At 36.1% G+C, this 10,023-nt stretch carries 7 protein-coding genes; 2 read left to right on the forward strand and 5 right to left on the reverse strand.

Annotation, left to right across the window (positions count from 1 at the left end):
- Positions 1–73 precede the first annotated feature (73 nt).
- Positions 74–436, forward strand: coding sequence for an RNA recognition motif domain-containing protein (locus tag IR213_RS02650; RefSeq protein ID WP_194310758.1), 363 nt, complete (start codon positions 74–76; stop codon positions 434–436).
- A gap of 70 nt (positions 437–506) precedes the next feature.
- Here IR213_RS02650 and leuB read toward each other — a convergent pair whose 3' ends face one another.
- The 5 genes from leuB to leuC all read right to left on the reverse strand — a co-directional run bounded on the left by leuB (position 507) and on the right by leuC (position 5,725).
- Positions 507–1,568, reverse strand: a complete 1,062-nt coding sequence (leuB, locus tag IR213_RS02655; protein WP_194310759.1) for a 3-isopropylmalate dehydrogenase — start codon at positions 1,566–1,568, stop codon at positions 507–509.
- Between the two features lie 40 nt (positions 1,569–1,608).
- Complete coding sequence (locus IR213_RS02660; RefSeq protein WP_194310760.1) at positions 1,609–3,132, reverse strand: alpha-isopropylmalate synthase regulatory domain-containing protein; 1,524 nt, start codon at positions 3,130–3,132, stop codon at positions 1,609–1,611.
- Between the two features lie 40 nt (positions 3,133–3,172).
- Positions 3,173–3,475, reverse strand: a complete 303-nt coding sequence (locus tag IR213_RS02665; RefSeq protein WP_194310761.1) for an antibiotic biosynthesis monooxygenase family protein — start codon at positions 3,473–3,475, stop codon at positions 3,173–3,175.
- A 63-nt stretch (positions 3,476–3,538) separates the two neighbouring features.
- Positions 3,539–4,135, reverse strand: coding sequence for a 3-isopropylmalate dehydratase small subunit (gene leuD / locus IR213_RS02670; protein WP_194310762.1), 597 nt, complete (start codon positions 4,133–4,135; stop codon positions 3,539–3,541).
- A 195-nt stretch (positions 4,136–4,330) separates the two neighbouring features.
- The gene (gene leuC, locus IR213_RS02675) at positions 4,331–5,725 is read right to left on the reverse strand and encodes a 3-isopropylmalate dehydratase large subunit (protein ID WP_194310763.1); all 1,395 of its coding nucleotides are present in this window, start codon (positions 5,723–5,725) and stop codon (positions 4,331–4,333) included.
- Positions 5,726–6,609: 884 nt separating this feature from the next.
- On the opposite strand from leuC, the gene IR213_RS02680 reads away from it, so the two are divergent.
- Positions 6,610–10,023 (forward strand): beta strand repeat-containing protein (locus IR213_RS02680; RefSeq protein ID WP_228479071.1); only part of this gene is annotated, 3,414 nt, incomplete at its 3' end.

Genomic DNA, 10,023 nt, shown 5'->3' on the forward strand with positions numbered 1-10,023 from the left:
TAAATTAGCTTATACATAGTAGATTAGAAAAAAATAAGACTACATTTGTACCAATTATACTAAATAAGTACATATGAATATTTTTGTTGGAAGCCTTCCATTCAGTATTGAGGAAGCAGATTTAAGAGAGTCTTTCGAGGCTTACGGTGCAGTTGATTCTGTAAAAATTATCACTGATAAATTTACTGGAAGAAGTAAAGGATTCGGTTTTGTTGAAATGCCAAATGATGAAGAAGCTCAAAAAGCAATTGATGAGTTAAATGGGGCGACTGTTCAAGGTCGTGCTATCGTAGTGAATAAGTCTGAGCCAAAACCAGAAGGCGAAAGAAGAAGTTTTAACAGCAACAGCCGTGGTGGAGATTCACGCGGAGGTTATGGTGGTGGAAACAGCCGTGGTGGTGATAACCGTGGTGGTGGAAACAGAGGAGGATATTAATATTTTCTTTTAATACATAAAAAAAGGTGTCAATGTAAATTGACACCTTTTTTGTTTGGATATTTTTGGATTACAAATTAGCCACCAACCAATCTCCAACTTCGCTAGTTTTATAAGCTTTTGCTCCTTTTGAGGCTAAATCTTCGGTAACAATTCCTAATTCTAAAGATTTGTTGACAACTGCTCTTATAGCTTCGGCTTCATCTTTTAATCCGAAAGCATCTTCAAACATCATCGCTGCAGACAATACTGTCGCTAGTGGATTTGCAATATCCAATCCTGTAGCTTGTGGGTAAGAACCGTGAATTGGTTCGTACAATGAAGTGTGTTCACCAACAGATGCAGATGGCATTAATCCCATAGAACCTGAAATTACTGATGCTTCGTCAGTTAAAATATCGCCAAATAAATTTTCTGTAATTAATACGTCATAAGAGTTTGGCCATTGTACCAATCGCATTGCTACCGCATCAACAAATTCATAGCTAACTTCTACTTCAGGATACTCTTTTTCCATTGCTTGTACAGTTTCTCTCCATAAACGGGAAGTTTCCAATACGTTCGCTTTGTCAACACAACACAATCTTTTGCTACGTGTCATAGCTAATTCAAATCCTTTTTTTGCCAAGCGCTGTACTTCTACTCTAGTGTAAGTACATGTATCGAAAGCTGTTTCTCCGTCGTCTTTTCTTCCTTTTTCACCAAAATAAATTCCACCGGTGAGTTCTCTCAAGAAGATTAAGTCGGTTCCTTCGATGCGTTCTCTTTTTAAAGGAGAATTGTCAATCAAAGAGGGGAAAGTAAATGTTGGACGCACATTGGCAAACAAACCTAATTTTTTACGCATTAGCAATAATCCTTGTTCTGGTCTTACAGTCGCTTTTGGGTCATTATCATATTTTGGATGTCCGATGGCTCCAAACAAAACTGCATCGGCTTTCATACAAATTTCGTGGGTTTCGTCAGGGTAAGGAACTCCAACAGCATCAATGGCACAAGCACCCGTTAATGCTGGTGTCCAAGTGATTTCGTGATTGAATTTTTTGGCAATGGCATCAGAAACTTTTACGGCTTGACTGATTACTTCGGGACCAATTCCATCTCCTGCTAAAAGGGCAATATTAAATTTCATACGTATTACTTTATTATTGAATTTTTAATTTATTTTTGGTTTAGGATGCTGTTACATTCAACATTTTTTGCGTTGCTTTGATTGCTGCAACAGTTTGATCTGAATCTAATCCTCTGGTTTTGAATTCTTTTTTGCCATTTGTCCAAGTGATTATTGTTTCACAAAGGGCATCTGAACTACTTCCTGGAGGAATTCGAACGGCATAATCAATCAGTTTAGGCAACGTCATTTTTTTGCTTTTGTATATTTTTGTCAAAGCATTCATAAACGCATCAAACTGCCCGTCACCTTGAGCATTTTCTTCGATTATTTCACCGTCAATTTTCAAACAAAGCGTTGTTGATGGCCTCATTCCTTTAGAGTGAACCAAAACATAAGATTCGATGACAATTTTATCTTCATAAGTATGACTGTCTAAAACGTCAGAAATGATATAAGGTAAATCTTCTTTGGTAACGGTTTCTTTTTTGTCTCCTAATTCAATGATGCGTTGTGTAACTAATTTTAAATCTTCTTGATTGAGCTGTAGCCCCAATTCCTGAAGATTTTTTTCAATATTGGCTTTTCCGGATGTTTTTCCCAAAGCATATTTTCTTTTTCTGCCAAAACGCTCTGGAAGTAAATCATTGAAATATAAATTATTTTTGTTGTCTCCATCTGCGTGGATTCCTGCAGTTTGCGTAAATACATTGTCGCCTACAATAGGTTTGTTGGCTGGAATTCTATAACCTGTAAAAGTCTCGACTAGTTTACTTACGGAGTATAAAGAAGATTCCTTAACATTGATTTTTACTTCCGGAAGGAAATCATTTATCACAGCAACAACGCTTTCAATTGGAGCGTTTCCTGCACGCTCTCCCATTCCGTTTACAGTAACGTGCAAGCCGTTGATACCTGCTTTTACTGCTTCCAATGCATTGGCGACACTTAAATCATAATCATTATGTGCGTGATAATCAAAATGAATATTTGGATATTTAGCCCTAATTTCCGAAATGTATTCAAAAGTTTGTGAAGGAATTAGAACGCCTAAAGTGTCCGGCAACAATATTCTTTTGACCGGTTGAGTAGTCAAAAAGTCCAAGAATTGAAACACATATTCTGGAGAATTGCGCATTCCATTGCTCCAGTCTTCCAAATAAATATTGGTTTCGATGTTGTTTTTTTTAGCCAAAGCAATAATTTCGGCAATTTCGGCAAAATGTTGTTCTGGCGTTTTTTTTAATTGATGTGTCAAATGATTCATTGAACCTTTAGTCAATAAATTTTGAACTTTTGCACCAGCTTTTTTCATCCAGTCTATTGAAAGTCCACCGTCTACAAATGTCAATACTTCGATTCGGTGGCAATATTCCTTTTCTTCAGCCCAAGCCATTATGCCTTTAACACCAAGAAATTCGCCTTTACTTACTCTAGCTGAGGCAATTTCGATTCTGTCAATATTTAATTCTTCCAGCAACAATTGTGCAATGGTTAATTTTTCTGCAGCAGAAAATGACACGCCCGAGGTTTGTTCACCATCGCGAAGCGTCGTATCCATTATTTCAATTTTTCTTTTTTCCATTTTAAATTTGTTGCTAAAGCAATCTTTTATGAAGCTTTATTTATTTTTTATTTTCCAAAATCATTTCAAAATGTTCCACTATTGGAAACGGATCATAATAATGATGGAGCAATTTTTTCCATTCTAAATAGTGTTCGGATTGTCTAAAACTAATGGTGTGGTCTTCTAATTTTTCCCAATCAACCAGTAAAATGTATTTATTTTCCTGTTCGATACACTTTCGTAAACTATGTCCCGAATACCCTTTAATTGAACTTATATATTGGCTTGCAATTTTAAAGTCGTTTTCAAATTGTTTTTCTTCTCCTTTTTTTACGAAAAGGATGGCGACTTCCAGAATCATAATTTGGTTTTATTACTACACCTGACAGGTTTTCAAAACCTGTCAGGTGTACAGGTGTATTTTTTAATAAGGCAATTTATCAGCAAATTCTACAATCTCCTTTTTGATGTTTTGCAAATAATCAATATCGTCAAAACCATTAACCATATTATCTTTTTTATAGCCACTGATGTCAAATGATTCTTTTTCGCCGGTTGCTTTAAGCGTAATAGTTTGTTCAGGAAGGTTGATTTCCAATTCGGTTTTTGGATCAGCTTCAATTGCTTTGAAAATTTTATCGGCAAATTCAGCACTTACCTGAACCGGCAAAACACCAATATTCAAACAGTTATTTCTAAAAATATCTGCAAAAAAACTAGAAACTACAGCTCTAAAACCATAATCGTAAATTGCCCAAGCTGCATGTTCTCTTGAAGAACCGGAGCCAAAGTTCTTTCCGCCAACAAGGATTTTTCCGCTATACGTTGGATTGTTTAAAACAAAATCAGTTTTTGGAGAACCATCGTTATTGTATCTCCAGTCACGGAAAAGGTTGTCGCCAAAACCAACTCGTTCTGTCGCTTTCAAAAAACGAGCAGGAATAATTTGATCCGTATCTACATTTTCGATAGAAAGCGGAACTGCGCTACTTGTAAGTATATTAAATTTATCGTAAGCCATTTGATTTGTGATTTGTGATTAACGATTTTTGATTTTTGATTTTTCGTGAGGGAAATTAAATCGTAATCGCTAAAGAATTTGTAAAATGTATTTTGTAAAATTATGTTTATATATATGTAGATTGAGTGAAATCTGACTCGAGCAAAGCGAACAGGCGAAGCAAATCAAAATCATTAATCTACATTCTGAAATCTTTTAAATAAGCTCTCTTGGATCTGTCAAAACTCCTGTAACAGCAGCGGCAGCAGCCATAAACGGACTTGCCAATAATGTTCTTGCACCTGGACCTTGGCGACCTTCAAAATTTCTGTTTGATGTGCTTACTGCATATTTTCCGGCAGGAACTTTGTCGTCATTCATCGCTAAACAAGCTGAACATCCCGGCTGACGCAATACAAAACCAGCCTCAGTCAAAATGTCAAGAATTCCTTCTTCTTTGATTTGCGCTTCAACAACGTGTGAGCCAGGAACTAGCCAAGCTGTAACATTTGCTGCTTTTTGTCTTCCTTTTACAATCGATGCAAAAGCTCTGAAATCTTCAATTCTACCATTGGTACAACTTCCCAAGAAAACGTAATCAATTGGTTTTCCAATCATCGCTTCTCCTTGGTGGTAACCCATATAAGCCAAAGATTTTACATACGTTTCTTCGCCTTCGCCAACATCTTTAGAATTTGGAATACTTTTAGAAATTCCTAATCCCATTCCTGGATTGGTTCCATAAGTAATCATTGGCTCAATATCCGAAGCTGAAAAAGTGATTTCTTCATCGAAAGTAGCGTCAGCATCAGTTTTCAAAGTTTTCCAATAAGCCACTGCTTTATCCCAAGCTTCACCTTTTGGAGCGAATAAACGACCTTCTAAATAATCGAAAGTAGTTTGGTCAGGAGCAATCATTCCGCCACGTGCACCCATTTCGATAGTTAAATTACATACGGTCATTCGACCTTCCATTGTCATATTTTCGAAAACCTCACCGGCATATTCCACAAAATAACCTGTAGCGCCTGATGTTGATAATTTTGAAATAATATAAAGCGCAACGTCTTTTGGTGTAACTCCAAGTTGAAGATTTCCGGTTACATTGATGCGCATTTTTTTAGGTTTTGGTTGCATAATACATTGTGTAGAAAGCACCATTTCCACCTCAGAAGTTCCAATTCCGAAAGCAATGGCCCCAAAAGCACCGTGAGTAGAAGTGTGTGAATCCCCACAAACAATGGTGGCGCCCGGCAAAGTAATTCCATTTTCAGGACCTACCACGTGAACAATTCCGTTTTTTATATTTCCTAAACCCCAGTGGCTAATGCCGTATTCATTGGAGTTTTCTTCCAAAGCCTTTAATTGATTGGCAGATAATGCGTCTTCAACAGGTAAATGTTGGTTAATTGTTGGTGTATTATGATCGGCAGTAGCAAAAGTGCGTTCTGGATATAAAACCGAAATTCCTCTTTCTTTCAAACCTAAAAAAGCAACAGGACTTGTAACCTCGTGAATGAAATGACGGTCAATAAAAAACACGTCTGGTCCATCTTCAATTTGACGCACCACGTGCGAATCCCATACTTTGTCGAATAATGTAGTACTCATTTTTAACTATTTTTATTAAATGTCTTTTTATTTTTTAGAACAATGGGAGCAAATTTAAAAAAAGAAATAAAATCGCCAATTTTATTATTTACTTATATACGATACCCAACGCTTTTTTACAACTACTTATCTCTTGTTTTGGAGTTACGATAGTTGTTTTGTACCCTTTTAAATTGACTTTATTTGTCATTTTAGTATGTTTTATTAATCGTTTTTGTGAATTAAATAATTTATAAATTTATATCTAATTCAGGTTAAATGAATGGTTTTCAATTAAAAAAATGTAATAAACGGAATAAAACAGTAATAATTGATAATATAACTAGTGGATTTTAATTTTTTAATAAAAAACAAAATTCTGTTTTAAAGACTCTAAGTTGGAAATTTTAACTAAAATTAGAAGTGTGGATTTTTAATGAAATACTACGACATCCAAAATAGGATAAAATTGAATTTAGTAGGTGTTTTTTAAATGTTTATCATTTAAAAAGCATATAATTATTTTTTTGTTATAGAAGAGGTTTGTCTTTGTTTTTTTAGTCATTGGATATGCAAACAAAAACTGCATCTGTAAGTTAAGCTACACTTTTTCAACGATTTTGAAAAATTTATTTTGAAATTATATATTTTTTTGTAAGTTTGGTTTGATTTTTTTAACAAGAAAACAATATAACCACAAATCAAAAACGAAAGCTTATGAGAATAACAATTACTTTATAAATTATTTATATTTATATAATCCGAAAATAAACAGAAGCCATTTTTTGCTGAAGAAATATCTTTTCAGGATGCTTTAAGATTGATTATCTTAAAAAAAGCCTGTTTTTGATAAATATTTGGAATGAAATGATTTTTTAATTGTCTATTAAATCCCAAAAAATATTATGAAACAAATCTACTCAAACGTCCATTTTTTTAAAAATCAATTCAGGATTTTGTTGAAATCCAAAGCAATTTTTTTTGCAAATAGAATACTTTCCTCTATTCTAATTTTCTTTTTTGGCTTACTTTCTATGCAGGTTAAGGCACAAACTTACTGTACCCCAAACATTTCTAATTCAGGTGTTTATATTACTGCTCTCCAGTTTAACTTCGGTACCCCTTCTCAATCATATATAGCTAATGGGAATAGTGGTTACACAGCAACATTAGGCTCGTCATCAGGTAATTTAAATCAATATCATAATTCTTCTTCATTCTATCATTCAATTAGTAATACAAGTGGTAGTGCTAAACAAGTCAATTTGAAAGGGTATGCCGATTGGAACAATGACGGGGATTTTGATGACCTTTTAGAGATTTTCCTTAATTATAATGTAAGTGTACCTGCTAATTCCAGTAGTACTACCGGAGGTAATATATTTCCTGAATTAGCCGCTATACCTGGAAATATAAGAATTCGTTTTGTGTTAAAGGTTGGAACTGATACAGCAACAGCTTGCGGAACAGCCGAAGAGGTTGAGGACTATTATATGGTGGTTCAAGCTAATGTTGCGCCGGTTTTAAATACTTCTTTAACCAATACTTTGAGTTCTATCAAGTCAACAGATACTAATAATGAAGGTTTTTATATCAATGAATTGGTAGATATGAACGAGCCAACTGCGCATTTAATTACCGATGCAGATGATCGTGGAACTACTTTTCAAACTGCAGTTCCTAGAGGGATTGCGATTTACAACCAGACTGCTACAAATGGAGTATGGCAATACAAAGTAGGATCGGGTAGTTGGACTAATTTTGGATCAGTAAGTACTTCTAATGCTCTTCACTTATTGGCCGATGCCAGCTCTACTGCTTATCAAAATAAAACAAAAATTAGATTTGTCCCAACTGGAGTTGGAACTCCAACTTTTAATTTTAGGGCTTGGGACGGTACTAATGGTTTAAATTACAATGGAACTTTTCATGCTATTAGTAGTACAGGAGGAGCTACTAGTTATAGCTCAAATACAACATCAGCAAGTCTGCCAGTACTTCTTGGCAGTGATTTTGATGGAACCAAGATGTACCTAGTGAATGATAATATTGACCAACAATTAAATTTTGCAGATATCAACAGAACCACTGGTATTGTAACAGAACCCAATTCGCTACTATCTGGTAGTGATTCTTATAAAGGGTATGACATTGCTATTGATGAAACAAACGGCAAGATCTATTGGTCTAATACTGATTATATTAATGTCAGTTATTGCAATCTAGATGGTACTGGAGTTAGTACTATAGCTAATGTAGATGCGAACGGTTTGACAGGTGTTGCTGTTGGAGGTAATAAGTTATATTATTCTGGTTATTCAGGTATTCAGGTTTCAAATCTTGATGGTAGTAGCAAAGCTGCTGTATCTTTTGATATATCAGGTTTATGCGATATTGGAGATATTGAATATGATAACGGTAAATTATATTTTGTTTACAGTTACTGTTCTGATTTTAAATATAATGTCATTCAATGTAATACGGATGGGACTGGCCTTACTGTTTTGTATTCAACCGCTAATTATATAAAAGGGCTTAACGTAGTTAATGGAACTGCATATTGGACGGAGAATAAATCTACTACCAATGAAGGCTATGTATACAAAAAAGCAGTTTCGTTAGGTAGTGGCGGCAGTGCAACATTAGTAATAAATGAACAAAAAACAGGATATAATGATGTTTTTGTTGATCCAAGTAATAGTTTTATTTATGTTTTAGATTATGATCCGGTTTTTGGCTCTGGTCATACTGGTTTGAAAAGGACGTCGTTGACAGGCACAAATACTACAAGATTGGGATATTATAAAATGAATGTATATTCGTTAGTTTCTAATAATTCCGTACTTTCAACTTCTCCTGCTTTGTCAGCCAATTCACTTACTGGTTTTGGGAACGTTTGTTCAAACAACACTTCTGCTCCTAATTCATTCACTATTTCAGGAACAGATTTAACAACAGCTAACATAACAGTTGCGGCTTTAGCTGGATATACGTATAGTACAACCGCAGGAGGTACTTATACCAGCACGCTAAGTCTTGTGCAACCAGGAGGAAGCTATTCACAGCCAATTTATGTGAAGTTTACACCAACAGCAGTTCAAACTTTTTATGGGAATATAGCAATCGGCGGTGGGGGCGCAACCTCCGTTAATGTAGCTACAACAGGAAGTGGAATTGATTGTACACCGACTGTTACCACTTCAACAGTTTTGAATATCACTCCAGAGGGAGCCACACTCAGTGGAGAAATAAATGCTGATGGTGGAGCAACAGTAACCGAACGTGGATTTGTATATGGAACTTCTGCCAATCCTACAACAGCCAATACCAAGATTATCAAAGGTAATGGAACCGGTACGTTTACAGAAAGTGTAACTGGGCTTTCTTCATCCACAAGCTACAATTTTAGAGCTTATGCAATTAATAGTACTGGAACTAGTTATGGGGCTAATCAAGCATTTACAACACAGGCGGCAGTAGCAGGAACTGCTGTGGTAACCAATGTAGCTTGCAATGGAGGTACTAACGGAGCTATAAATTTAACGCCTACAGGGGGAACTGCACCATACACATTTAATTGGGGTGGAGGTATTTTAACTGAAGACAGAACAGGACTTGTGGCTGGAACCTATTCGGTTGTAATTACTGACACAAACGGATATACGGGAACTGTATCAGGAATTACAGTTACACAGCCAACAGCTATTTCTTTAACAGCTGCATCACAAACCAATATTTCTTGTAATGGCGGCTCAAATGGTGCTGCTTCAGTTAATACTCCAACTGGAGGAACTCCTGGATACACATACAACTGGACACCAGGAAACCCAACAGGTGACGGAACGGCTTCTGTTACAGGCTTAACAGCTGGAACTTGGACGTGTACTGTGACGGATGCTAACGCTTGTACAGCATCTCAAAGTTTTACAATCACACAACCACCTGCAATTGTTGCAACTGCTGCGGCGCAAACCAATGTATCTTGTTTTGGAGGTTCAAACGGCGCAGCGTCTATTAATACTCCAACTGGAGGAGCTGGTGGTTATACTTATACATGGTCACCTTCTGGTGGAACGGCAGCTACAGCTAGTGGTCTAGCTGCAGGAAGTTATACAGTAACAGTAACCGATGCTAATGGATGTACGGCAACTCGTAATTTTACTATTACACAGCCATCAGCCATCAGCACGGCAACAGGTTCGCAAACGAATGTATCTTGTAATGGCGGAACAAATGGTTCTGCTTCAGTTTCTCCTTCTGGCGGAACAGCAGGTTATACTTATACATGGTCACCTTCTGGTGGAACGGCAGCTACAGCT

Origin of the sequence: Flavobacterium soyangense (assembly GCF_015277675.1) — a bacterium.
GTDB lineage: Bacteria > Bacteroidota > Bacteroidia > Flavobacteriales > Flavobacteriaceae > Flavobacterium > Flavobacterium soyangense.

Bases quoted from the DNA above. Each gene is read 5' to 3' on its own strand.
- IR213_RS02650 (WP_194310758.1), top strand. From the start codon at position 74: ATGAATATTTTTGTTGGAAGCCTTCCATTCAGTATTGAGGAAGCAGAT.
- leuB (WP_194310759.1), bottom strand. From the start codon at position 1,568: ATGAAATTTAATATTGCCCTTTTAGCAGGAGATGGAATTGGTCCCGAA.
- IR213_RS02660 (WP_194310760.1), bottom strand. From the start codon at position 3,132: ATGGAAAAAAGAAAAATTGAAATAATGGATACGACGCTTCGCGATGGT.
- IR213_RS02665 (WP_194310761.1), bottom strand. From the start codon at position 3,475: ATGATTCTGGAAGTCGCCATCCTTTTCGTAAAAAAAGGAGAAGAAAAA.
- leuD (WP_194310762.1), bottom strand. From the start codon at position 4,135: ATGGCTTACGATAAATTTAATATACTTACAAGTAGCGCAGTTCCGCTT.
- leuC (WP_194310763.1), bottom strand. From the start codon at position 5,725: ATGAGTACTACATTATTCGACAAAGTATGGGATTCGCACGTGGTGCGT.